This is a genomic window from Flavobacterium ustbae, assembly GCF_003946915.1.
GTDB lineage: Bacteria > Bacteroidota > Bacteroidia > Flavobacteriales > Flavobacteriaceae > Flavobacterium > Flavobacterium ustbae.
This window is the reverse complement of record NZ_RPOC01000006.1, coordinates 95,583-119,837: the sequence shown is the minus strand read 5'-3', so window position 1 is coordinate 119,837 and position 24,255 is coordinate 95,583. Positions and strand designations below refer to the sequence as shown.

The 24,255-nt window shown below is 34.7% G+C and carries 18 protein-coding genes; 2 read left to right on the top strand and 16 right to left on the bottom strand.

Annotated elements, in window-relative coordinates; translation table 11 throughout:
* Window positions 1-150: 150 nt before the first annotated feature.
* The 3 genes from lysA to gltB form a co-directional block, all read right to left on the bottom strand.
* Window positions 151-1,374 carry a diaminopimelate decarboxylase gene (gene lysA / locus EG814_RS10335; protein WP_125721574.1) on the bottom strand — a complete coding sequence of 408 codons (1,224 nt, stop codon included), beginning with the start codon at window positions 1,372-1,374 and terminating at the stop codon, window positions 151-153.
* Between the two features lie 728 nt (window positions 1,375-2,102).
* Window positions 2,103-3,560 carry a glutamate synthase subunit beta gene (locus EG814_RS10330; RefSeq protein WP_125721572.1) on the bottom strand — a complete coding sequence of 486 codons (1,458 nt, stop codon included), beginning with the start codon at window positions 3,558-3,560 and terminating at the stop codon, window positions 2,103-2,105.
* A gap of 91 nt (window positions 3,561-3,651) precedes the next feature.
* Complete coding sequence (gene gltB, locus EG814_RS10325) at window positions 3,652-8,166, bottom strand: glutamate synthase large subunit (RefSeq protein ID WP_125721570.1); 4,515 nt, start codon at window positions 8,164-8,166, stop codon at window positions 3,652-3,654.
* 415 nt (window positions 8,167-8,581) lie between these two features.
* Here gltB and sucC point away from each other — a divergent pair, with 415 nt between their 5' ends.
* A complete protein-coding gene (gene sucC, locus EG814_RS10320; RefSeq protein ID WP_071636805.1) occupies window positions 8,582-9,775 on the top strand; it encodes an ADP-forming succinate--CoA ligase subunit beta in 1,194 nt (397 codons plus the stop codon).
* A gap of 276 nt (window positions 9,776-10,051) precedes the next feature.
* On the opposite strand, the gene EG814_RS10315 is transcribed toward sucC, so the two are convergent.
* The 4 genes from EG814_RS10315 to EG814_RS10300 all read right to left on the bottom strand — a co-directional run bounded on the left by EG814_RS10315 (window position 10,052) and on the right by EG814_RS10300 (window position 13,774).
* Window positions 10,052-10,519, bottom strand: coding sequence for a DUF1456 family protein (locus EG814_RS10315; protein WP_125721568.1), 468 nt, complete (start codon window positions 10,517-10,519; stop codon window positions 10,052-10,054).
* 215 nt (window positions 10,520-10,734) lie between these two features.
* Window positions 10,735-11,763 (bottom strand): aminotransferase class I/II-fold pyridoxal phosphate-dependent enzyme, encoded by a 1,029-nt coding sequence (locus EG814_RS10310; protein WP_125721566.1) that lies wholly within the window; start codon window positions 11,761-11,763, stop codon window positions 10,735-10,737.
* A gap of 174 nt (window positions 11,764-11,937) precedes the next feature.
* Window positions 11,938-12,948 (bottom strand): dipeptide epimerase, encoded by a 1,011-nt coding sequence (locus EG814_RS10305; RefSeq protein WP_125721564.1) that lies wholly within the window; start codon window positions 12,946-12,948, stop codon window positions 11,938-11,940.
* A 28-nt stretch (window positions 12,949-12,976) separates the two neighbouring features.
* Complete coding sequence (locus tag EG814_RS10300; RefSeq protein WP_125721562.1) at window positions 12,977-13,774, bottom strand: alpha/beta hydrolase; 798 nt, start codon at window positions 13,772-13,774, stop codon at window positions 12,977-12,979.
* A gap of 57 nt (window positions 13,775-13,831) precedes the next feature.
* Here EG814_RS10300 and EG814_RS10295 point away from each other — a divergent pair, with 57 nt between their 5' ends.
* Window positions 13,832-14,233 (top strand): TerB family tellurite resistance protein, encoded by a 402-nt coding sequence (locus EG814_RS10295; protein WP_125721560.1) that lies wholly within the window; start codon window positions 13,832-13,834, stop codon window positions 14,231-14,233.
* Here the strand turns inward: EG814_RS10295 and uvrB are convergent.
* The 9 genes from uvrB to EG814_RS10250 form a co-directional block, all read right to left on the bottom strand.
* Window positions 14,230-16,221 carry an excinuclease ABC subunit UvrB gene (uvrB, locus tag EG814_RS10290; RefSeq protein ID WP_125721558.1) on the bottom strand — a complete coding sequence of 664 codons (1,992 nt, stop codon included), beginning with the start codon at window positions 16,219-16,221 and terminating at the stop codon, window positions 14,230-14,232. The genes EG814_RS10295 and uvrB overlap by 4 nt on opposite strands.
* A 252-nt stretch (window positions 16,222-16,473) precedes the next feature.
* Window positions 16,474-17,424, bottom strand: a complete 951-nt coding sequence (locus EG814_RS10285; protein WP_125721556.1) for an alpha/beta fold hydrolase — start codon at window positions 17,422-17,424, stop codon at window positions 16,474-16,476.
* 89 nt (window positions 17,425-17,513) lie between these two features.
* The gene (locus tag EG814_RS10280; protein WP_125721554.1) at window positions 17,514-17,744 is read right to left on the bottom strand and encodes a uroporphyrinogen decarboxylase; all 231 of its coding nucleotides are present in this window, start codon (window positions 17,742-17,744) and stop codon (window positions 17,514-17,516) included.
* Window positions 17,745-17,852: 108 nt separating this feature from the next.
* On the bottom strand, window positions 17,853-18,929 hold the full coding sequence (gene rlmF / locus EG814_RS10275) for a 23S rRNA (adenine(1618)-N(6))-methyltransferase RlmF (protein WP_125721552.1): 1,077 nt from the start codon (window positions 18,927-18,929) through the stop codon (window positions 17,853-17,855).
* A 250-nt stretch (window positions 18,930-19,179) separates the two neighbouring features.
* Window positions 19,180-19,839: a thiamine diphosphokinase gene (locus EG814_RS10270; protein ID WP_125721550.1), complete on the bottom strand. Its 660-nt coding sequence runs from the start codon at window positions 19,837-19,839 to the stop codon at window positions 19,180-19,182.
* A gap of 138 nt (window positions 19,840-19,977) precedes the next feature.
* A complete protein-coding gene (locus EG814_RS10265; protein ID WP_125721548.1) occupies window positions 19,978-20,424 on the bottom strand; it encodes a DinB family protein in 447 nt (148 codons plus the stop codon).
* Complete coding sequence (locus EG814_RS10260; RefSeq protein ID WP_125721546.1) at window positions 20,421-20,909, bottom strand: GyrI-like domain-containing protein; 489 nt, start codon at window positions 20,907-20,909, stop codon at window positions 20,421-20,423. Before EG814_RS10260 ends, EG814_RS10265 begins: the two co-directional genes overlap by 4 nt.
* 2 nt (window positions 20,910-20,911) lie before the next feature.
* The gene (locus EG814_RS10255) at window positions 20,912-21,733 is read right to left on the bottom strand and encodes a DUF4249 domain-containing protein (protein WP_125721544.1); all 822 of its coding nucleotides are present in this window, start codon (window positions 21,731-21,733) and stop codon (window positions 20,912-20,914) included.
* Window positions 21,734-21,765: 32 nt separating this feature from the next.
* Window positions 21,766-24,147 carry a TonB-dependent receptor gene (locus tag EG814_RS10250; protein ID WP_125721542.1) on the bottom strand — a complete coding sequence of 794 codons (2,382 nt, stop codon included), beginning with the start codon at window positions 24,145-24,147 and terminating at the stop codon, window positions 21,766-21,768.
* Window positions 24,148-24,255 lie beyond the last annotated feature (108 nt).

Below are 24,255 nucleotides of genomic sequence, written 5' to 3'. Positions count from 1 at the left end.
GCGTGGGCTTCTCCCGAAGCCTCGGGACGCTCAGCCTCACAAAAAGTTTAATCTAAAAGGTCTAAAAATCTAAGAAGTCTAAATATCTAATTAAAAAATCCCGCCTCAATTAAGAAACGGGACTTCTAGATATTCTCTTTTTTTCTATTTTTAAACTGTTGCAGCAATTTCTTGTGGCAACGGAATTTGATTTTTAAGTAAATCTTCGAAAGTTTCATGTGCACGAATCAGGATTCCTTGTCCGTTCATCCATAGCACTTCGGCTGGTTTGTATCTTGAGTTGTAGTTCGAAGACATTGAGAAACAATATGCTCCGGCGTTACGGAAAGCTAAAATGTCACCTTCTGTAATTTCTGGAATTCTGCGGTTGTTTGCAAACGTATCAGTTTCGCAAATGTATCCTACAACAGAATAAAAACGCTCTTTTCCTTTTGGGTTCGAGATGTTTTCGATATGATGCGAAGATCCGTATAACATTGGACGGATTAAGTGGTTGAAACCACTATCAACTCCAGCAAAAACGGTTGAAGTTGTTTGTTTTACTACGTTTACTTTTACTAAGAAATGACCTGCTTCGCTCACCAAGAATTTTCCAGGTTCGAAAATCAAGGTTAAGTCTCTGCCGTATTCTGCACAGAAAGAATTGAATCTTTTTGATAATTTTTTCCCTAATTCTTCAATATCTGTTTCGATATCATCTTTTTTGTACGGCACTTTGAAACCGCTTCCGAAATCTAAGAATTGTAAATCTTTGAAATGTTTTGCAGTATCGAACAAGATTTCAGCAGCATACAAGAATACTTCGATATCCAAGATATCAGATCCTGTGTGCATGTGAATTCCAACAATGCTCATTTTTGTATTCTCTACAATTCGCAAAATATGCGGAATTTGGTGTACCGAAATTCCGAATTTACTATCGATATGTCCAACAGAAATATTAGCATTTCCGCCTGCCATTACGTGTGGATTGATACGAATACAAACTGGAATATTTGGATGTTTTGTTCCGAATTGCTCCAGAATTGATAAGTTGTCGATATTGATTTGTACACCCATTGCAGCAACTTCTTCGATTTCTTCTAGAGAAACTCCGTTTGGTGTAAAGAAAATTTTGTCAGGATCGTAGCCAGCGTGAAGTCCTAACTGAACTTCCTGAATTGATACAGTGTCTAAACCAGACCCCATGTTCTTTAATAACTGAAGAATCGCAACGTTTGACAATGCCTTCATGGCGTAATTAACTCTTAAGTTTTCTACCTTAGAGAAAGCTTTAGTTAATCTGTTGTACTGAGATTGGATTTTTTCAGCATCGTAAACATACAATGGACTTCCAAATTGGTCTGCTAACTGCAGTAAATCTTTTGCTTGCATTTTTCAAATTATTTTGAGCAAAGTTATTACTCTTTTGTGTATCAGCAAATAATTTGTAGAAAAATAACAAATTATAACAAATTGTTTGTTTTTAAACAAAAAGTTGCTGTTTAGGGAATTTTGTAACGTTTAAAAGGGACTAAGATCCTAAGGCACTAAGGTACTAAGTTTTTTTTAGCCACGAATTCACAAATTTTTCTAATTTAAAAATGCTGCTGAATTAATTTATGCCACAGATTGCACAGATTAAATGGTTTAATTTTTTTTTCGCCACGAATTCACGAATTTTTCTAATTTTTAATGCTGTTGAATTAATTTTTGCCACAGATTGCACAGATTAAATGGTTTAATTTTTTTTCGCCACGAATTCACGAATTTTTCTAATTTTTAATGCTGTTGAATTAATTTTTGCCACAGATTACACAGATTAAATGGATTGTTTTTTTGCCACGAATTCACGAATTTCTCTAATTTTTGCTTTGCATACCAATGGTTGGAGCCATCGGCTATCTTCTAAAATATAATTCGTGAAATTAAGAAGGATAATTTTCAGCGTCACGTATTAAAATTAATTCGTGAATTCGTGGCGAAAAAAAATAAAAACAAAACCCCTGAATATACATTCAAGGGTTTGTAGTAGTAGTTATGTTGTTATCGGAATAAAGATTTTTAAGATGCTAAAAGAAAAACTTAGAAGCTTAGAATTTCAGCACCTTAGTAGCTTTAATTTACAAACTTGGTAAATCTCCTTTTCCTTTAGTAGGCAAGTTGGTAGATCCCATAAGGAATAAATCTACTTCTCTTGCTGCTTCGCGACCTTCTGAAATAGCCCACACGATTAATGATTGTCCACGACGCATATCTCCAGCGGTGAAGATATGAGGAACGTTTGTCTGATAATTATGAGCTTTGTAATTGCTTCTCATATCGGTTTCGATTCCTAACTGCTCGCTTAACGTTTTTTCAGGACCTGTAAATCCAAGAGCTAATAGCGCTAAATCGCAAGGCCAGATTTTCTCAGAACCTTCTTTTTCGATTAATTCAGGTCTTTGTCCCGGCGTCATTTTCCATTGCACTTCAACGGTTTTTAATCCAGTTAGTTCGCCTTTATCGTTTGCAATAAATTCTTTAGTGTTGATTAACCAGTTTCTGTCGCAACCTTCTTCGTGAGAAGAAGATGTTTTCAACTGCAAAGGCCAGAAAGGCCAAGGTGTTGACTCGCTTCTTCCAACTGGAGGTTTTGGTAAAATCTCAAAGTTAGTAACCGATTTAGCACCGTGTCTGTTAGAAGTTCCGATACAGTCAGAACCCGTATCTCCACCACCAATAACGATTACATCTTTACCAGTTGCTTTTATCTGATCTGGAATAGATTCTCCAAAAACTACTTTAGTTTGCTGCGTTAAGAAATCCATTGCTTGAACAACTCCTTTGCTGTCAGAACCTTTAGTTGTTGGCAAACCTCTTCTTTCTGTAGCTCCACCGCATAAAACGATAGAATCGAAAGCATTTAATTCGCTTACGCTAAAGTTAACCCCAACGTTTACATTTACTTTAAAAGTGATTCCTTCTGCTTCAAGGATTGCTACACGACGGTCGATAATTCCTTTTTCTAATTTGAAATTTGGAATTCCGTAACGTAATAAACCACCAATCGCGTTATCTCTTTCAAAAACCGTAACGGTGTGTCCCGCTCTGTTTAATTGTTGAGCAGCTGCAAGACCCGCTGGTCCTGAACCAATAACAGCAACCGTTTTTCCAGTTCTTTTTGCTGGTATTTGTGGTTTGATCCACCCTTCAGCAAAACCTCTTTCAACGATGTTTTTCTCGATGTTTTCGATTGCAACAGGCTCTGCGATAATTCCTAATACACATGATTTCTCACATGGAGCAGGGCATAAGCGACCTGTAAATTCCGGGAAGTTGTTTGTAGATTGTAAAATTCTTAAAGCGCTTTCCCATTCTTCCTGATGCACCATATCGTTGAAGTCCGGAATTAAATTCCCTAACGGACAACTACTGTGGCAAAAAGGAATACCACAATCCATACATCTTGATCCTTGTTCTTTTATTTTATCTTTTGCTAACGGAATAGTAAATTCGTTGTAGTTCGAAACACGTTCTGCTACCGCTAAATTACTTTCGTCGGCTCTGCTATATTCTTTAAATCCGCCTATTTTACCCATGACATTTTTAATAAATTTAGTTGTGAGTTGTGAAATGTGAGAGGTGAGTAAAACTTAGCATCTCTGCACCTTTGTAGCTCAGAACCTTTAATTAAGCTATTAATTCTTCTATTTTTTTCTCTTCTGCAATTCTTTGTAATGCTTTTTTGTAATCGGTTGGCATTACTTTTACGAAGTGCTGCTGTTCATTTTCCCAGTCTGCTAAAATTCTTTTTGCTAATGGACTGCTGGTGTACAATGAATGATTTTTGATCAGTTTTCTCAATTTGGTAACGTCTTCTTCTTCCATTGGGTCAAAGGCAACCATTTCCATATTACAAACTGTGGCATCAAATTTCTTTTTAGGATCGTAAACATAAGCTACACCACCGCTCATACCAGCTGCGAAGTTTCTTCCTGTTTTTCCTAAAACAACCACTGTACCACCGGTCATGTACTCGCATCCGTGATCTCCAATTCCTTCTACAACTGCAGTTGCTCCAGAATTTCTAACACAGAAACGCTCTCCAGCCATTCCATTAATATACGCCTCTCCGGTAATAGCTCCGTAAAGGGCAACGTTTCCGATAATGATGTTGTCTTCAGGTTTGAAAGTCGCAGTAGGAGGTACTTTTACAATTAATTTTCCTCCAGAAAGACCTTTTCCTAAATAATCATTACAGTTTCCGTGAATTTTAAATGACAATCCGTTTGTTGCAAAAGCACCAAAACTTTGTCCGGCAGAACCTTCAAAATCAACTAAAATAGTGTCATCTGGTAATCCTTGTGCACCATAGATTTTTGAGATTTCGTTACTCAAAATTGCACCTACAGAACGGTCTGTATTTTTAATTTTAAAGGTTACTCTTGTTTTCTCTTTTCTATAAATAGACGGAATCGCTTCTTTGATAATGTCAAAATCTAATACGTTTTCAAGTTGGTGATCTTGAGTAGTAGTATTGTGATTTGGCTGTGTTTTTGCTTTTTCCGGTTTGTATAAAATAGTAGACAAGTCTAAACCATTAGCTTTATAATGTTTGATCGCTTTGTCTACATTTAATTTTTGAGACTGACCTACCATTTCTTTTAAAGTTCTGAAACCTAACTGTGCCATGATTTCTCTCAACTCTTCAGCAATAAAATACATAAAGTTGATTACATGCTCTGGAGTTCCTTTGAAATTCTTTCTCAATTCAGGATCCTGAGTTGCAATACCAACCGGACAAGTATTTAAGTGACAAGCTCTCATCATGATACAACCAGAAGCTACAAGCGGTGCAGTTGCAAAACCAAATTCTTCTGCTCCCAGTAAAGCTGCTATCGCCACGTCACGACCTGTTTTTAACTGTCCGTCACACTCTAGAACTACACGGCTTCTTAAGTCGTTCAGAATCAAAGTTTGCTGAGCTTCTGCTAAACCAAGTTCCCATGGAATACCTGTATGCTGTAATGAAGTTAATGGTGCAGCACCCGTTCCTCCGTCATAACCAGAAATTAAGATTACGTCAGCTTTAGCTTTTGCAACACCGGCAGCGATGGTTCCAACTCCAACTTCAGAAACCAGTTTTACGTTGATACGAGCTTCACGGTTTGCATTTTTTAGATCATAAATCAACTGAGATAAATCCTCAATAGAATAGATATCGTGGTGAGGTGGAGGCGAAATCAAACCTACATAAGGCGTAGAGTTTCTAGTTTCGGCAATCCACGGCACTACTTTTTCTCCGGGTAATTGTCCACCCTCTCCAGGTTTTGCGCCCTGAGCCATTTTGATCTGGATTTCTTTAGCGTTTGTCAAATAGTTGATCGAAACACCAAAACGTCCAGAAGCCACTTGTTTGATCGCACTGTTTCTTGAATCTCCGTTAATTTCTTTCTGGAAACGTTTAGGATCTTCTCCACCTTCTCCAGAGTTACTTTTCCCGCCAATTCTGTTCATCGCAATAGCTAAATTCTCATGCGCTTCTCTCGAAATAGATCCGTAAGACATGGCACCAGTTTTGAATTTCTTCACAATTTCTGTCCAAGGCTCTACTTCATCAATAGAAATTGGATCTAAATTATTGAATTCAAATAAACCTCTAATAGTCATTAAGTTTGAGCTTTGCTCATTTACGGCATTAGAGTATTCTTTATAACTTTCTGGGCTGTTTAAACGAACAGCTTGTTGTAATTTAGAAATTGTTGTCGGGTTAAACATGTGTTTTTCACCGCCACGTCTCCATCTGTAAATACCTCCAATTTCAAGAGAAAGCAAGTTTGCAATTTTTGAATTTGGGAAAGCTTTTTGGAAACGTTTTTTCACTTCTTTTTCTACTTCCATCAAACCAATTCCTTCAATTCTAGAAGGCGTGTAAGGGAAATATTTAGATGTAAATGTTTTGTTTAAACCTAAAATCTCGAAAATTTGAGCAGCTCTGTACGAATGTAAAGTAGAGATACCAATTTTGTTCATGATTTTTACGATACCTTTTGCAATCGCTTTGTTATAGTTTACAACAGCATAATCAGCTTTTACCCCAGTAATGAAACCTTGAGCCACCTGATCGTGAATGATTTCGTTTACCATGTAAGGGTTGATCGCGCTTGCGCCGTATCCGAACAATAAAGCAAAATGATGCGGTTCGCGAGGTTCGGCAGATTCGATAATGATTCCGAATTTAGAACGAACCTGTAAAATGTTCAAAGAGTGGTGAATGTAAGAACAAGCCAATAACATCGGAATTGGAGCTAATTCTTCGCTAACACCTCTGTCAGATAAGATAATAATGTTACATCCTTCTTCAACAGCTTTGTAAGTTGCTTGAACACATTTTTCAAGCGCTCTTTCTAAACCGTTAACTCCTTTTTCTATTTTGTATAAAGTAGAAATAGTAGCCGATTTGAAATCTGGGTGATCGATATTTCTGATTTTATCCAAATCCTCGTTAGAAACAACTGGATTTTGGATTTTTAATTTTTTACATTGTTTAGATTCGATTTCAAAAATATTGAAATCTCCTCCAATTGCTAAACTAATATCGGTAATGATTTCTTCACGAATACCATCCAACGGCGGGTTGGTAACCTGAGCAAATAATTGTTTGAAATAGTTATACAATAATTGAGGCTGGTCTGACAATACTGCCAAAGGTGTATCGTTACCCATAGAACTGATTGCTTCAGCTCCCTGGCCTCCCATTGGGTTAATGATTGTTTTTAAATCTTCAATCGTGTAGCCAAATAATTTTTGTCTTGTTAAGAAATCTAGTTTTTCAACAGGAGTAGGATTATTGGTGTAAGGAACTTTAGCAAGAGGCAATAAGTTTTCGTCAACCCATTGTTGGTACGGACGTTTTGTAACTATCGCTTTCTTCACTTCCTCGTCTTCGATGATACGCCCTTCATTCATATCAACTAAGAACATTTTTCCTGGCTCCAAACGTCCGTGCTGAATTACATCTTCCGGATCGATGTCAAGGACACCAATTTCAGACGACATAATTACGAATCCGCTATGCGTTAATGTATAACGAGAAGGACGAAGACCATTTCTGTCCAATAAAGCTCCAATTACGTTTCCATCTGTAAACGGAATAGAAGCGGGACCGTCCCAAGGCTCCATGATACAAGCATTGTATTCATAGAAAGCTCTTTTTTCTGGAGACATGGTCTGGTGTTTTTCCCAAGCTTCAGGAACCACCATCATCATTGCCTCTGGAAGAGAACGTCCAGTCATTAATAATAATTCAACCACCATATCCATAGAAGCAGAATCTGATTTTCCTTCTAAGATAATTGGGAATAATTTTTTGATATCATCGCCAAAAACTTTGCTTTGCATCAACTCTTCACGAGCACGCATACGGCTTACGTTTCCACGAAGTGTGTTGATCTCACCATTATGACACATGTATCTAAACGGCTGAGCAAGATCCCAAGATGGAAAAGTATTGGTAGAGAAACGCTGGTGTACAAGTGCAAGACGAGTTACCAGTTCTGGATCTTTCAAATCTATATAATAACGGCTGATGTCTTCTGGCATCAATAAACCTTTATATATTATAGTAGTGGTCGATAAACTAGTAAAATAAAACATGTGGCTTTCAGAAGTTTTAGATCCTCTTACGGCATGTTCTGCAATTTTTCTAGCTGCAAAAAGTTTTGCATTAAATTCTTGTTCTGTTAAATCCTGTCCGTTTTTAGAAACGAAAACTTGTTTAATAGTTGGTTCTTTTTCTGCGGCAATTTGCCCTAAATTTTCAACGTCAACCGGCACATCTCTCCAACCTAAAACTTTTAAGTTTTGGTCTTTAATAGTAGCCTCAAATGCATTAATACAGAAAGAAACTTGGTTTTTGCTTTTTGGTAAAAAAACCATTCCTACTGCATACTCACGCGCTTCAGGGATTTCAAAGTCACATACTTTCTTAAAAAAATCATGAGGAATGTCGAATAAAATTCCGGCCCCGTCACCAGTTCTTCCATCAGAACTTACGGCACCACGATGTTCCAATTTAATTAAGATGTCTAATGCTTTGTGAATAATATCATTTGACTTAATACCATTCAAATTACAAATAAATCCTGCACCACAATTGTCGTGTTCAAATTCAGGCAGATAAAGCCCTTGTTCTTTAACTCTCATTCTTGATATTTTTTTTACAAAAATAAAGATTTCGTTAAATATAATGTATTGAATTTATCTATTCGCTTTCATTTTTATAGGAATATTAGAAAAAGGGTTCTTAAATGATAAAATTATCAGATAAAGCATTGCGAATTATGAAAATCATAATTGCGATTAAAATATATTAAGAAAAATCGTCGCGTAGGTATTGATATCAGTGAAGTTATTGTTAAATCTCAAACGTTTTAGCGTTTTTGTGTTAACTTTTTGGATACAATTGTTTAATGATTTTTTTTCTTTCGATTTAAATAGGTCAACAATCATTTAAGATGCAGTTATTAATTCAAAAAAGATTTTACTTTTAAGTTGTATTTTGTTACTTTTGTCGCACTTTTATTCTGAAATAAATTCAGGACCAGACAAATTCTATATTATGAACATACACGAATATCAAGGAAAAGAAATTTTAGCGAGTTACGGAGTACGCGTGCAACGCGGAATCGTGGCTAATAATGCAGTTGAAGCTGTGGCTGCTGCAAAACAATTAACTGCCGAAACTGGAACAGGATGGCATGTAATTAAAGCACAAATTCACGCAGGTGGTCGTGGAAAAGGTGGTGGAGTTAAGCTGGCTAAAAATTTACAACAAGTAGAAGAGTTAGCAGAACAAATCATCGGAATGCAGTTGATTACGCCTCAAACTCCGCCAGAAGGTAAAAAAGTAAACAAAATTTTAGTTGCTGAAGATGTTTACTATCCTGGAGAAAGCGAAACTTCTGAATTTTATGTTTCTGTTTTATTGAATAGAGGTACAGGACGCAACATGATTATGTATTCTACTGAAGGTGGAATGGATATCGAAGAAGTTGCTGAACACACTCCACACTTAATCTTTACTGAAGAAATTGACCCTTCTGTAGGATTACAAGGTTTCCAAGCTAGAAGAGTTGCCTTCAACTTAGGTCTTTCTGGAAACGCTTTCAAAGAAATGGTGAAATTCATCGACGCATTATACAATGCTTACATTGGTTCTGATGCTTCTATGTTCGAAATCAACCCAGTTCTTAAAACTTCTGACAACAAAATCTTAGCAGTTGATGCTAAAGTAAATATCGACGATAACGCTTTATACAGACAACCAAAATATGCTGAAATGAGAGATATCCGTGAGGAGAATCCAATCGAAGTTGAAGCTAAAGAAGTTGGTCTTAACTATGTTGATCTTGATGGTACTGTAGGATGTATGGTAAACGGAGCTGGTCTTGCTATGGCAACTATGGACTTAATTAAATACGCTGGTTTTGAGCCTGCTAACTTCCTTGACGTTGGTGGAACTGCAGATGCTAAACGTGTTGAAACAGCTTTCAGAATTATCTTGAAAGATCCAAACGTAAAAGCTATCTTAATTAACATCTTTGGAGGAATTGTTCGTTGTGACCGTGTTGCTCAAGGTGTTGTTGACGCTTACAAAAACATGGGTGACGCTATCAATGTGCCAATCATTGTACGTCTTCAAGGAACAAACGCTGAAATTGCAAAAGAATTAATCGATAATTCTGGTATGCCAATTTTATCAGCTGTTCAATTCCAAGAAGCTGCTGATCAAGTTAAAGCTGCACTTTCTTAATTAAATAAGAAATTCAATTATATAGAAAACCATTCCGAAAGGAATGGTTTTTTTATGTTCAAAAGGATACGTACAGACGCTCCGCAGTGCGTCTAACACAAAGTTTAGCGATGTGGTTACGTTACGTAAGATGCACTGCGGTGCATCTCTACAATAAATTCTGTGTAAAAAATATAGCCACAGATTAAAAAGATTAGAAGGATTTAAAAATCTGTGTTAATCTTTTTAATCTGTGGCTAAAAAATATCTTAGCGCGATTGCGGTTAAATCTCCAAATTAAGATTTTTTCTTATTGCCGTTTTTAAAAACCACTTTTTCTACAACAGATGGTTTTCCATTTCCTTTTGGGAATGATTTCTTTTTAGGTTTTCCAGTTGCTGAACCTGATTTTGATGGACTTTGATCGCCTCTATATTTTTCAGAATCTTTTGGAGTAGGTTTAAACTCTTTTCTTTCTGTAGAATTTTCTTTCTTCGGGATTTCAGCTTTATGTTTAGCTAAAACATCATTTGGGTTTTTCGGATTTTCTTTCGTTCCTCTCAAATGAATTACCAATCCGTTTAAGAAATTACGCAAAACCTGATCACCGCATTCCATATAATTCGGATGGTCTTCGGCTCTAAAAAAAGCACCCAATTCTGATTTAGAAATTCTAAAATCTACTAATTCTAAAATTTCAACTATTTGGTCATCACGGAGCATCAAAGCCACGCGAAGTTTTTTAAGTATATCGTTATTTGTCATATTATTTGTTTCAATTTTTTATTGTTTCAATTTTCAAGTTCCCCCAACTTAAATTGTTTGAAGAAAAAGACTTTATTTTTTTACAAAGGTACGTTTTAATAGTAATTCAGGCTATTATTTTTTTGCCACGAATTCACGAATTACAATTGAAATAAATAGCTTTGAGCTTGATTGTAGGAGGGTTTAACTTAAAATTCGTGAATTTGTGGCTATTTCTAAGCATGATAATCATTTAAAACTCCAACCAGTTTATCTAAATCTTCTTTTAAGTGATTCGCTGTTATTACAATACGGTTTAACGATTCGGCTTCTTTGGTATATCTAAAACTGGCAATAATAATGTTTTCTTCTTTTAATTTATGAACCAATTCTTTCGACAATAAATAAATTAGCGGATAGCTTTTATCAAACTTAACATTATCATTTTTGACTAAAATTGAATCGATATAACTTAAATTATCAAGCAGTTTTTGATGCTGTTTTTTATAAATTTCTATAGCATCAGAAAGCGTTTGTACAAAAGCAGGGTTCATTCCTGCAGCGCTTGTAAAAGTTTCGATTTCTTTTATTTCAGTAATAAATTCAGCATCTGAACCAATTACGCCACCCGTTAGTCCAAAAGCTTTTCCTAGAGAAGAAACGAATATTTTTCGTTTAATAGGAAAGTCAATTGAAGTGTAAATTCCTGAGCCATTTTTTCCAATAATTCCTAACGAATGCGATTCGTCCATAACCAGCGTAATTTCCTTTTGATTTGAAATTTCCTTTAAGAAAGTCAAATCAACAGGTTTAGTTTCAAACGAAGGAACGCCATCAGTCAAAATCGTTATTTTTTCAGGTTTTGAATCTAATAAACGATCATTTAGTTTTCCATTTACAAAAACAGGAAGACTATTTTCAATCTGAATAGCCGAATGAATTTCATTTAAATGAAAGAAACAATCAGTTTGGTTTTTTAATTTTTCTAAAACCAATTTTCCAGCCAGCATTCCAGAAGAAACCGTAACAGCATCTTCTGAACCAATATGTTCAGCCAAGAATTTTTCGCCCGTACTATAAGCGCTTAATTTGATATTAGCACTTCTAGAACTTCCGTAAGTTGTTCCCCATTTTAGAATATTCTGAACTACTAAATTTTGAAAAACTGCATTTGTAGGAAGTCCTAAATAGGCTGTTCCACCAAAGTACAAAAACTGTTTTTGGGCAATTTCAACAATTCGATCTGGAAATTTTTCGACTATCATTCGGCTTTGAATTTAAAAATCAACACATAGAAACATAGTTTAATGATTAAAAAAAGAAGTGCAAAAGAAACTAGTTTCTCAGAAATAGTCCCGACGCTTCGGGATGTTTTGATGAAAGTGAAACGCCTTTTTTAGATAAAGTAAGACTATGTTTCTATGTGTTTAAATAAAAAATTACAACAATGTAACTCCAGTTCCGTTTAAATCTGAATAACTTACAACACCATCTTTTATCATAACTCCCGTTGCAATATCTTCAGCCAAAAGCAATGCACCATCCATATCCACATAATCCAATTGCGGAATTAGATGCGCAATAGCAGAAATTCCAACAGTAGATTCGGTCATACAACCCACCATGGTTTTTAAGCCTAATTTTTTAGCTTCTTCAATCATGCGTTTTCCAGGAGTAAGTCCGCCACATTTTACGAGTTTTACATTTACACCATGAAAATGATTAAAGCATTTTGCGACGTCTTCTTCAATAATACAGCTTTCGTCTGCAATAACAGGAAGTACAGAATGTTTGAATACTTCTTTGTGGCCTTCCCAATTATCGGCTTTCATGGGCTGTTCTAGAAATTCAACGCCCAGTTTTTTTAATTCAACAGCATTATTTATCGTTTCATCAACCGTCCACCCGCAGTTGGCGTCAATTCTAAAAATAGCATTGGTATGTTTTCTAAGTTCTTTTACAATTTCGATATCTTCCTTTGTTCCGAGTTTAATTTTGTAAATCGGCCAAGGTAGTTCTTTCATTTTAAAAACCATTTTTTCGATAGAATCAATTCCTATCGTATAATCTGTCAACGGATTATGATCGGTTTTGTAATTCCATAATTCGTATAATTTTTTGCCTTTTTTGCGAGCGTATAAATCATTATAAGCCAAATCTAAAGCGCACAATGCAAACATATCGTCTTTTAAATACGGATGCATTTTTGCCCAAAAAACTTCTGGAGTTTCGTTTTCGGTATTTTCAATAATGCTTCTGATTTTTTCTAAATCCTGAATCATCATCGGAACTGTAATATGATAATATGGGTTAGAAGTAGCTTCTCCAAAACCAGAAAATCCATCGCTTTGCAATTCTACAATTAAAGAAGGTTGGAAATCAATCGATTCTCTTGAAATCGTGAAAGTATGTTTTAGCTTTAAATTGTATTCTCTTAAAATTAGTTTCATTGTAATTCTAGTATTTTTTATTTTTTAATTAGTAGCCTAACCAAAGTAGTGCTTCAACAAAGTGATCACGCCACAGTTTTTCATTATGTTCTCCGCCTTTTACAATTTTAGTTTTATCCAAATGAAGACAATAGCAGCGTTTGGTATCTAATAAACGTTTCATTTTGGTTAAATCGTTTACCATATCATCACTTTCTTTATCTCCGCATAAAAAATAGATTTTTGTTTTGATTTTGGATTGTTTTTCCGCGAAAGCGTAAATCTCATTTGAAAACCAAAAAGAGGGAGAAAAAACACCTGCTTTACCAAAAACATCGGGATATTTTAAAGCGCCGTAATACGAAACCAACCCGCCAAGCGAACTTCCAAAAAGAATTGTGTTTTTAGCCTTTGTTTTGGTTCTGTAATTTTTATCGATATGGGGTTTTAATGTTTTGACGATAAATTCTAAGTAATTATCTGCATTTCCGCCACCATATTTTTCGTTTTTAAAAGGAGTAAGTTCATAAATGCGTTTTTCGTTTCCATGCTCAATCCCGACAACAATTATCGGAGCTTTTAAACTGTCTAATTTTTCATCAATATTCCATTCGCCGACAAAAGAAGTTTTGGCATCAAACAGATTCTGAGCATCTTGCATGTAGATAACAGAATATCTTTTTTTGATGTTTTTGGAATAATTTTCAGGAAGATAAATCCAGATTTTTTTTGAAGTATAGAGCTGAGGCGCCTCAATTGTAAAAGTAGAAACGTTTTTTGAAGCCGTGCTTTGTGCTTTTCCAATAATAGTAAACAGAAGTAAAACTGCTAATAAAATCCTCTTCATTATCCTTGTTTTGTATTTTTATTAAAAAGCAATATTTTAGCTAAAAATAATAAATTGATGAATACAGAAGCAGAAAAAAGAAGCTTACTTTTAGAAATGATTATGTTCGCAACGGTTGACGGTCATTTGCACAAACGGGAGCTTGATTTTTTAAGACTTGTAGCTTTAGAATTAAGTATCAGTGAAGAAGAATTTCAAGATTTATTTCATCAGGAAACAAAGGCAATTCCAATAAAATCAGAAATGCAGCGTATCAATCAGTTTTACAGACTGGCTTTATTGATGCATATTGACGGTATTTTGCACGAAAGAGAATATAATGCCATTCAGCAGATTGCTTTAGAAATGGGATTAAACCTTTCGGCGGTAAAAAGAGTTCTGGGAATGATGAAAAAAACTCCAAATACAATGATTAATCCAATTACATTGCTGGAGATTTTTCAGGAACAGCATAATTAAGCGAGCTGTTCCTGTAGTTTTTTAATTTCATCACGAAGTTTAGCCGCTTGCAAGAAATCCAATTCTTTTGCTGCTTTTTCCATGGTTTTGCGCTTTTCGCGAATCATTTTCTCCAATTCTGTTTTAGACATATAAGCCGTTTCTGGTTCAGCTGCCACAGGAATTGGATGTCCTAATTCATATTCAACTAATGGATTTTTAGTGAAAGCGCTTTCGATTTTCTTGTTTAAAGGCTGCGGAACAATATTGTTTTCCACATTATAATTCATCTGTTTGGTTCTTCTGTAATTGGTTTCATCGATTGTTTTCTGCATGCTTTCTGTAATTTTATCTGCATACATAATCGCTTTACCGTTTACGTTTCGGGCTGCACGCCCAATGGTTTGCGTAAGCGATTTACGGTTACGCAAAAAACCTTCTTTGTCAGCATCCAAAATAGCCACAAGAGAAACTTCGGGTAAATCTAAACCTTCACGAAGTAAGTTTACTCCAATCAAAACATCAAAAAGTCCTTTTCTTAAATCCTGCATGATTTCGATACGTTCTAAAGTGTCAACTTCAGAGTGGATATAACGGCATCGAATGTTTACTTTTGTTAGATATTTAGCCAATTCTTCTGCCATTCTTTTGGTTAAAGTCGTAACTAAAACTCTTTCGTCTAACTCGCATCTAACTTGAATTTCTTCAATCAAATCATCAATCTGGTTCAAACTCGGACGGACTTCGATTATAGGATCTAATAATCCAGTCGGACGAATGATCTGTTCGACATAAATACCATCCGATTTTTGCAATTCATAATCTGCAGGAGTTGCAGAAACATAAATCACCTGATTTTGCAACGCTTCGAATTCCTCAAATTTCAACGGTCGGTTGTCCATAGCGGCAGGCAAACGGAAACCGTATTCTACCAAGTTTTCTTTTCTGCTTCGGTCACCTCCGTACATGGCGTGAACCTGCGAAACGGTCACGTGGCTTTCATCCACAACCATTAAAAAATCACTTGGAAAATAATCTAATAAACAGAAAGGTCTCGTTCCTGGTTGACGGCCGTCAAGATATCTGGAATAGTTTTCGATTCCTGAACAATATCCTAATTCGCGAATCATCTCTAAGTCGAAATTGGTTCTTTCTTCCAAACGTTTCGCTTCGAGATGTTTTCCAATTTCTTTAAAATAATCTACTTGTTTTACTAAATCCTGCTGAATCTCCCAAATAGCACCTTGTAAAACTTCTGGCGAAGTCACAAACATATTGGCGGGATAAATTGTCAAGCGCTGGAATTTTTCTATTACTTGAGAAGTTTTGGCATCAAATGCTTCGATTTCTTCGATTTCATCTCCAAAAAAGTGAATTCTGTAAGCATCATCAGCATAACTCGGATAGACTTCGACTGTATCTCCTTTAATTCTGAAAGTTCCAGGATTAAAATCGGCTTCTGTTCTGGCGTATAGACTCTGAACCAAACTATGCAATAATTTGGTTCTCGAAATCACCTGATCTCTCTTGATTTCGATTACGTTTTTCTGAAATTCTACTGGGTTTCCGATACCGTATAAACAAGAAACAGATGCCACAACCAAAACATCACGTCGCCCTGAAAGCAGAGAAGAAGTGGTGCTTAAACGCATTTTCTCTAATTCTTCATTGATAGATAAATCTTTCTCAATAAAAACTCCCGTTACAGGCATAAAAGCTTCTGGCTGATAGTAGTCGTAGTAAGAAACGAAGTATTCAACAGCATTATCTGGAAAAAATTGTTTGAATTCTGAATACAATTGTGCAGCCAAAGTTTTGTTGTGAGCCAAAACCAAAGTCGGTCTCTGCACTTCCTGAATTACATTGGCAACGGTAAACGTTTTTCCGGAACCTGTAACTCCTAATAAAGTTTGATATTTATCTCCGTCGATCACTCCTTGCGCCAGTTTTTGTATGGCTTGCGGCTGATCTCCTTTTGGACTGTATTCTGAAGAAACTTGAAATTTCATTTGTGTGGGCTGAAAATTTGGATTGTAAATATACGAAGATTAATTGGTTTTGTTTTTGATTTGGTTTGCCACGAATTACACGAATTGCACTAATTTTTTTTAATGCTGAATAATGTTTAGCCACTCCCGATAGCTATCGGGATTCACAGATTAAAAGGATTTTTTTTAATTCAATTTGGAAAAATCTTTATAATCTTTTAATCTGTGGCAAATAAAATTCCAGTAATTCGAGAAATTCGTGGCTAAAAAACATTATTTCAAAAAGTCAATCATCGCTTCATTAACGATTTTGGATTGATCTATAGAAAGAAAATGTCCAGCATCTTTTATGACTCTAGTTTCGCTATTGACTAAATATTTCTTTGCTCTTTCGATGCTTTCTTCGCCATTTATTACGTCATGATCGCCAATTAAAATCAAAACCTGATTATGGATGGATTCTAATTCTTTTTGAGAAAAAGGCATCATTTTGAGCATACTCGAATTTGACTTTGCGTATTTATTCGCAAGATAAAATTGCCTCTTGTAAATCGGACTTATTTTTTCTGGATGTGTCGAAAATGTGGTTAAAGTTTTTCCAAATTTCTTTTCACTCGGAAAAAGTTTCAGCATTAAAGCTGAAGTTGTTTTTCCCATTTTATCAATAAATTTAAAAGTCTGCGCAGGACTTAATAACACAATTCTGTTGATGGAATTTTCTTTTTGCGTGGCTAATAAAGTGGCAATCCAGCCTCCGCGGGAAGCGGCAACAACATCAAATTTCTTCAATTGATAATGGTCGAAAATCTCGTTGTACCATTTAACAATTTCGTTAGCAGAAGGAGAGATTCCGGTAAAAATAGAGTTTCTTGTATAAACGGATTTATTGGGTTCCATTAAAAAATCGATAGCATACACACGATGGCTTTTGGCTAATGCTTTAATGTTCGGATACCACATTGTCGAGCTGGCATCCATTCCGTGAAGTAAAACCAGTTTTTTTCCATTTTTAGGACCTGCAATAATAACATGAGCAGTTCCTAAAGTGGTTTTTACATCTTCTTCGGTGTAAGGAACATCCCAAAGTTTAAGCGCTTTGTCGTAAGCTTTTGTATAAGATTCTTTGTCTTTTTTGGTTTTAAAGCTGTAATCGCTAAATTTTTGTGTTGAAGAACAACCGACAAATAAAAATAAAACCGCAATTTTTAGAGCAGATTTAAGCATGATAGTGAATTATATTTACACTAAAATTACTTCAGATGCAGTTTGAAGGTGTCATATAATTTTAGTTTAAACTATCAAAATTTTAAGGTTTATTCTTTTTTTGAAGACAGATAATAAATCTGCACAAACGCTAAAATAGCATTCGGAATAATAACTGGCCAAAGCCATTGATTGAAATCTCTGTAATCATTTAGAAAAATTCCGTAAATGACAAAACAGATACAGCCAAACATATTAATGAACCGAATTGTTCTAAGGTTTTTGAGCAAGAAACCGCCAACAATAAAAACAGATGCGAGATAGCCAATATATTCTGCCATAATATTAATTTTAAAACATTTACATTAAATGTAACAAAAGGAAATTATAAAATCAAGGTTTTGGATTTGAAAATCAAGTTTTTAAAATTAATGGAAGAGTTTTTTAATTTATTTCTTTTTCCAATTTTCAATTTCTTTTTTCATTTGATTGTGAGTAAGAAAATTTCCATTTTGAATGTCTTCTTCAGCTTTTGCTAAATCACTATTATATTCTTCTAAAGAAGATTTTTTAGTGGTTAATTTCCAAGAATTTCGTTGAGAATCGTTCAAGAAACTCCAAGCGACAATGCGACTATTTTTTTGCCCTTGTGCCATCTCAATAGTTTTGACAGAAGCAGCATTTACTTTCTTCAAGGTTTTATAAATAGCAGGAAGATTTTCTTTTTTTGAAACCAAAGTTGTAAACCAAAGACATTGCGATTGATAGTGTACACTTTCGAAAATCATTTGGGTAATAAAAGCAATTTCTCCGCCTTGGCACCATAATTCATTGCTTTGCCCTCCAAAATTTAAAACGGGCGAATTGACTTTTTTGTCTCTCGGATTAAGATTTTTTACTTTTCTTAACGATCCTTTATTTGCTTCTTCTGCCGATGAATGAAAGGGCGGATTACACATAGTAAAAGTAAAACGATCTTCAGGAACAATGATATTTTTAAAAATAAATCTAGATTCTGTCTGAAGCTGTAAACTAATAGAATCTATTAATTTCGGATTGGCTTCGATAATTTTACTGCAGTTTTCGATTGCTTTTTTGTCAATATCAGTTGCAACAAAACTCCAATTGTAAATGGCATTTCCTAATATCGGATAGATGCAATTTGCGCCTGTTCCGATATCAAGCCCTAAAACAGTTGTTTCTGTTGGAATTTTTCCGTTATTGCCTTCTGCCAATAAATCGGCTATGTAATGGATATAATCTGCGCGGCCAGGAATTGGCGGACAAAGATATTGAGGCGGAATATTCCAGAAATCAAGATTATAATAGGTTTTTAAAAGCGCTTTATTAAGGACTTTTACAGCTCTTGGATCGCTGAAATCAATTGTTTCGATCTCGTATTTATTGATTGAAACGTATTGTTTTAACTCAGGACAATTTGAAATAAGAAGTCCAAAATCGTAACGAGAACGATGAAGATTTCTTGGATGTAAATTGCTTTTTTCTAAATTGTCGTTTGCTTTCATTTTCATTGATTTCGATGGCAAAGATAGTTATTCCATCTTTGAATTAGAATTCCGTAGGAATGATCTATTTTGTAGCAACGGATTTTAATCCAGTTGAAATTGATTGATGATGTTTAAATGAGTTCAATGGGAACAATTCATTTTTTGAAGCTATGTGCCGAACCTATGGTTCTCAAAATCGTGGATATATATCATTATTGCCTCGGATTAAAATCCGAGGCTACAAAATTATTCGAGCAATGGCTCTTTTTTAATCAAAACACTCCATTAAAAGTAAATCTCCGTCTGAATGGGTAATAGAAACAATGCCATCTTTTTCGACAGAATTGCTGCTTCCGGTTCTGTAGCCCATTGTTAAAGTATCGTCTTTTAATTGGTATTTTAAGTTGGTGGAAGAAATACCGTTTACAACTCCGATTGGAATTAATGAAATTGGAGTATTAGCCGTATACCATTTTTCAAATTTTGTTGGAAGAAGGAATATTTTAGAATGATCGTCTAAAATCACGATTTTAAGCAGATTGCGATATCTTACAATATTGGTAAGATTGGTAATCGTATGATCGGCGCGTTTTCCGGTTGCCCAAACGACATTTACGGCAGGAATTTTTCTTTGGATCAAATAATCAAAAGCTTTTTCTAGGTCGGTTTTGTCTTGATCGGGAGTATGAATGATTTCGATTGGAAATTGTGATTTGTAAATTTCTGGATCGAAACCGCGGTCAAAATCTCCCAACAAAACATCGACTTTTATTCCTAATTCGATCACTCTTTCTATAGCCGAATCTAAAACCACAACCAGCGGTGACCATTCTAGCAATTGTCCTAATAATTCAGGATCGCAGGCAGCGCCATTTGCAATTATTAAAGCAGGTTCTTGATCGTCTCGGACTATATGATGTGATGACATGTATGTTTTTTTGAATGAAGTGCAAAGGTAAGATTACCATTTTAGATTTCTGATTTTCGATTTTAGATTTTTTTGTCAACTGCTAAATATTAAGTGCTAAGTGCTTAATAATTAGTACTTAGTGCTTAGAGCCTAAAATCAGAAATCTAGCAGTCTCCTGTGATAGTTGATTTGGCCTAAATGATAGGCTAAATGAGTCGAAAGATGAATTAAAAAGAAACCTGTTGTCATTTCTTTTTCAAAAACAATCTGCGGGTAAATTTGTTCTAAATCGGCTTCGGTTAATGTATCTAAACTATTATTAATAACTTCAATTGTATCTTCTATTTTAGATACCAATTCCCATTTTGGGATGTCTTTTAAAGAAAATTCTAAAGGGCGATTTCTGATGTAGCCTGTTTTTCCAATTTCTGCGCCAATGTACGTATTCAAATTTCCAATTAAATGCAGGCATAGATTTCCAGCCGAATTGGAAATATTTTTATCGACTGCCCAAATTTGTTTTTCGAATTCGTAAGATTCGATTTCAAATTTTAGTTTGTTTAAATCTCTATTTAGAATAGATTTTAAGGTTTGTACAATCATAATTGATTTCTGCTTTTTATCGGAATCCAAATCTCTTCTTCAGAATTTGGATCGTCTTTTTTATATTTTTCATTCATAACAGCAAAATGCGGTCTGTTGTCTACAATATATTCAGAATTTGGAAGCCATTCTGCAAAAATGGAATGGTATGTTTTGTGTGCATCTGCGGCTGGACCTAAATGAAGAAAAACAGCATATAAACCATCAGGAACAATTAAGGTTTTCATTCCTTCTGGAATACTATCATAATTTGAAACTTCTACGGCAGCCCATTTTTCAAAACAATCATTTGGATCAAAATTATCAAAGTGATTTTCTGTATATACTTCTAAAGAATATAAATTAGTATTAATTACATTTTTTATTTCTTTTCTATTTGGCATAAACCCGCTCCATAATTGAAAAGTTTTATTCTCAATGAAAGACATTTCTATTGAATGTCCAAGGAGTTTTTTTTCGGTCAATATTTTAATGATAGGTTGCATAATTACTTAATTTTGTACTTTTTTGTACTCGTTTCGCTTAGGGAGAAATAACCCAACGGATAATCATTTTTGTCTGTTGTATTGATAATATTTCCTTTTACAGTTGCTGGTGGGGACTGAAAAGGGCCACCGACATTGCTTCCGGCTATACTTACCAAGATATTCATGTAATTATAATATTGTTTAGAAATTCCGAAATGCGTTACTTCAACTTCGTCTCCAGCTTTTAAATCTTCATCTACAGCACTGCTAAAAATTTCATTTCCTTGATAGAATTTATCTTCAGAAACATAATAATTTGAAGTTACTTGATTAGAGTAGATATATTTAAATAAATAGAAATTATCTTCGTCTGCAGGATCTGTAAAATAGGCTTTTACTTCGATGTCTTCTCCCGTAAACCCTCCATCATTTTTTTGCTCGATCCGCGTAATTGGCGCAACCGATTTTAAAATTTCAGATGCCGTATACGTATTTCCTTTGCTGATAACGGTTAAAGTATATTCTTCATTAAGTTCGGGATTAAAATTATTGCAGATGTAACGACCAGTTTTATTGAATTCTATAAAATTAAATTTTTGATTTTTACTGTTATTTATAAAAACTATCGCATTTGAAACTACTGGAACTTGGCTTTCAAAATAACCTGTCGTAGTAGATAGTTTAATTGCCTGCTGCTTTCCAGAAGTACCTTTTTCCCAATTTATGGCCGCTTCAATTACCAGTTTTGGCGGAGCAGTATCTAAATCAACATCAACCACTTCTTCACAACCTGTGAAAAATAGCGATGTAAAAATAACGATTAAAAAAACTAATTTTCTCATAAGCATATCTTTAGTTTTTGAATTTATTTTTATTAGAATTTGAAATTATAACTTACAGCAGGAACAATTCCGAAAATAGATAATTGCACCGCTTCGTTTGCGCCAGTATCAACATTTTGGCGAAAGTTAATGGATGCCGCGTTCATGCGATTATAAAGATTGTAAATACTAAAAACCCATTCGCCTTTCCAGTTTCTGTCTTTATTTTTTCGTGGCGTTAAAGTGGCAGAAATATCCAAATGATGGTAAGAAGGAAGTCGATTTTCATTTCTCAAACCATAACTTGGAACTACGATTCCTAAATATACATACTGTCCATTCGGATAAGTTACGGGCTGCCCTGACTGCAATGCAAAGTTAGCCCCAAAAGACCATTTTTCATTTAAATTATAAGCAGACGTAATAGCTAAATTATGTGTTTTGTCGTAAGCAGACGCGTACCAATTACCGTTATTAATTCCGATTTCTTCAGGCGTTCTTCCAGGTGTTTGCTGTTCAGATCTTGAAATAGTGTACGAAATCCAGCCGTTAAATTTGCCTTTGTTTTTCTTTATCATCAATTCTAAGCCGTACGATCTCATTTGGCCGTTTAAAATGACCTGTTCTATGGCGTTGTTAGCAATTAAATCGGCTCCGTCTATATAATCTAATCTGTTCTGTATTTTTTTGTAATAAGTTTCAGCTTCCAAAGAATAGGCATCATTATAAATATTTCTAAAATAGCCTAGCGCCACCTGATCTGCAAGCTGTGGTTTAATATAATTGTCACTCGGCATCCAGACATCTAGTGGAGTAGGAGAAGAGGTGTTAGAAATTAATTGCAGATATTGCGCCATTCTATTATAACTCGCCTTTAGAGCTTGATCTTCATTTAATTGATACGAAATAGAAAAGCGTGGCTCAAAATTATCGTAGCTCTGAATGACTTTATTTTTGCTAAAATACTGAGTTGAAGTTGGAGTGCCTTTTTCGTAAATCTGCATTTCATTATTAAAAACAACAGCTTGATTATTATCGTAATAATTAATGGTAGAAGAACCTAAGCGGTAAAATAAGCTGTAGCGCAATCCGTAGGCGATATTTATTTTTTTAGAAAGCTGACTTTCTGCGTCCAAATATAAAGAAGGTTCAAAAGCATATTTTTTATCCAATTGCTCTGGATTAATTCCTGAATCATCACCAGTTGGCTTAATCGTTCCTGGATTGAATTGGTAATAAATTCCGTTGAGGCCGTAGTTTAGTTTTAATTTATCTGAGATATAATGTTTGAAATCGTATTTAATATTGTAGTTTTTAATTCCAGAATCCCAATTGAATCCAACAAAATCAAGATCTAAACCGTAATAATAATCACTGTAAATTAAGGAAAGATTGGAGAATAACTTATTAGAATACAAATGATTCCATCTCAAGTTTAAAGTTGAATTTCCGTATGTATTGGTAAAACTTTTGTTTAATCTGAAAACGTCTCGTCCAAAATAACCAGACAAATACACGCTGTTATTATCGTTGAATTTATAACTTAATTTGGTGTTTAAATCATAAAAATAAGCTGCATTGTCTTTATTGTCTTCAGAGAGTTTTAAAAAAAGATGCGCATAAGAAGTTCTTCCACCAATTAAAAAAGAGCCTTTGTCTTTTACAATTGGACCTTCGGCAAGCAAACGGCTTGAAATTAATCCGATTCCGCCATTCATGTGAAAATCTTTACTGCTTCCGTCTTTTTGATAAATTTCTAAAACCGAAGAAGCTCTTCCGCCGTAACGTGCTGGAATTCCGCCTTTGTACAATTTTAAATCTTTAATAGCGTCGGGATTAAAAACAGAAAAGAAGCCGAAAACATGGGAAGAATTAAAAATCGTGGCTTCATCTAAAAGAATCAAGTTCTGATCTGCACCTCCTCCACGGACATTAAATCCAGAAGCGCCTTCGCCTGCATTCGTGACGCCTGGAAGTAGTAAAATAGATTTTAGAACATCAACTTCTCCTAAAACCACAGGCATTTTTTTTATGGTCGAAATGGAAAGTTTGTTAACGCTCATTTCTGGAGATTTGACATTTACTTTGCCTTTGTTCTCGGTAATAATAACTTCTTGAAGTTCTTCTCCACCTTCTTTGATGAAGAAGTTGCTTTTTGTATTCTGATGTAAAACAATGTTTTTTAGAATAGTTTGGTAACCAACATAACTGATTTCAATTTCATATTCTCCTTTTGGAGCAGAAAGAGAATAAAAGCCATATTCGTTTGTTGTAGTCCCTATTTTTAAGGACGGAATAAAGAGGTTTACTCCAATTAAAGTTTCGTTGTTTTTGCTGTCGCTGATAGTTCCGCTTAGAGTAAATTTTTCCTGTGCAAATGAGGTAAAAATCGTTAAAATAAAAAGAAAAAATGTGCAGGTATTTTTTGTAATCATTATATTGATTTTGATTTACATAGTTAACAAATTCTTACAACATATTCTTACGGAACTTTTGTTAAACATAAGTTAAGATAAAAAAAGGACAACTTTGCGAGTTGTCCT

Excerpts from the sequence above, each read along its gene's own strand:
- EG814_RS10265 (WP_125721548.1), bottom strand. The coding sequence starts at position 20,424 with ATGATTGTACAAACCTTAAAATCTATTCTAAATAGAGATTTAAACAAA.
- lysA (WP_125721574.1), bottom strand. The coding sequence starts at position 1,374 with ATGCAAGCAAAAGATTTACTGCAGTTAGCAGACCAATTTGGAAGTCCA.
- EG814_RS10280 (WP_125721554.1), bottom strand. The coding sequence starts at position 17,744 with ATGGCAGAATATATTGGCTATCTCGCATCTGTTTTTATTGTTGGCGGT.
- gltB (WP_125721570.1), bottom strand. The coding sequence starts at position 8,166 with ATGAGAGTTAAAGAACAAGGGCTTTATCTGCCTGAATTTGAACACGAC.
- EG814_RS10255 (WP_125721544.1), bottom strand. The coding sequence starts at position 21,733 with ATGAGAAAATTAGTTTTTTTAATCGTTATTTTTACATCGCTATTTTTC.
- EG814_RS10285 (WP_125721556.1), bottom strand. The coding sequence starts at position 17,424 with ATGCTTAAATCTGCTCTAAAAATTGCGGTTTTATTTTTATTTGTCGGT.
- EG814_RS10300 (WP_125721562.1), bottom strand. The coding sequence starts at position 13,774 with ATGAAGAGGATTTTATTAGCAGTTTTACTTCTGTTTACTATTATTGGA.
- EG814_RS10305 (WP_125721564.1), bottom strand. The coding sequence starts at position 12,948 with ATGAAACTAATTTTAAGAGAATACAATTTAAAGCTAAAACATACTTTC.
- EG814_RS10295 (WP_125721560.1), top strand. The coding sequence starts at position 13,832 with ATGAATACAGAAGCAGAAAAAAGAAGCTTACTTTTAGAAATGATTATG.
- EG814_RS10260 (WP_125721546.1), bottom strand. The coding sequence starts at position 20,909 with ATGCAACCTATCATTAAAATATTGACCGAAAAAAAACTCCTTGGACAT.
- EG814_RS10330 (WP_125721572.1), bottom strand. The coding sequence starts at position 3,560 with ATGGGTAAAATAGGCGGATTTAAAGAATATAGCAGAGCCGACGAAAGT.
- EG814_RS10315 (WP_125721568.1), bottom strand. The coding sequence starts at position 10,519 with ATGACAAATAACGATATACTTAAAAAACTTCGCGTGGCTTTGATGCTC.
- uvrB (WP_125721558.1), bottom strand. The coding sequence starts at position 16,221 with ATGAAATTTCAAGTTTCTTCAGAATACAGTCCAAAAGGAGATCAGCCG.
- EG814_RS10250 (WP_125721542.1), bottom strand. The coding sequence starts at position 24,147 with ATGATTACAAAAAATACCTGCACATTTTTTCTTTTTATTTTAACGATT.
- rlmF (WP_125721552.1), bottom strand. The coding sequence starts at position 18,929 with ATGAAAGCAAACGACAATTTAGAAAAAAGCAATTTACATCCAAGAAAT.
- EG814_RS10270 (WP_125721550.1), bottom strand. The coding sequence starts at position 19,839 with ATGTCATCACATCATATAGTCCGAGACGATCAAGAACCTGCTTTAATA.
- EG814_RS10310 (WP_125721566.1), bottom strand. The coding sequence starts at position 11,763 with ATGATAGTCGAAAAATTTCCAGATCGAATTGTTGAAATTGCCCAAAAA.
- sucC (WP_071636805.1), top strand. The coding sequence starts at position 8,582 with ATGAACATACACGAATATCAAGGAAAAGAAATTTTAGCGAGTTACGGA.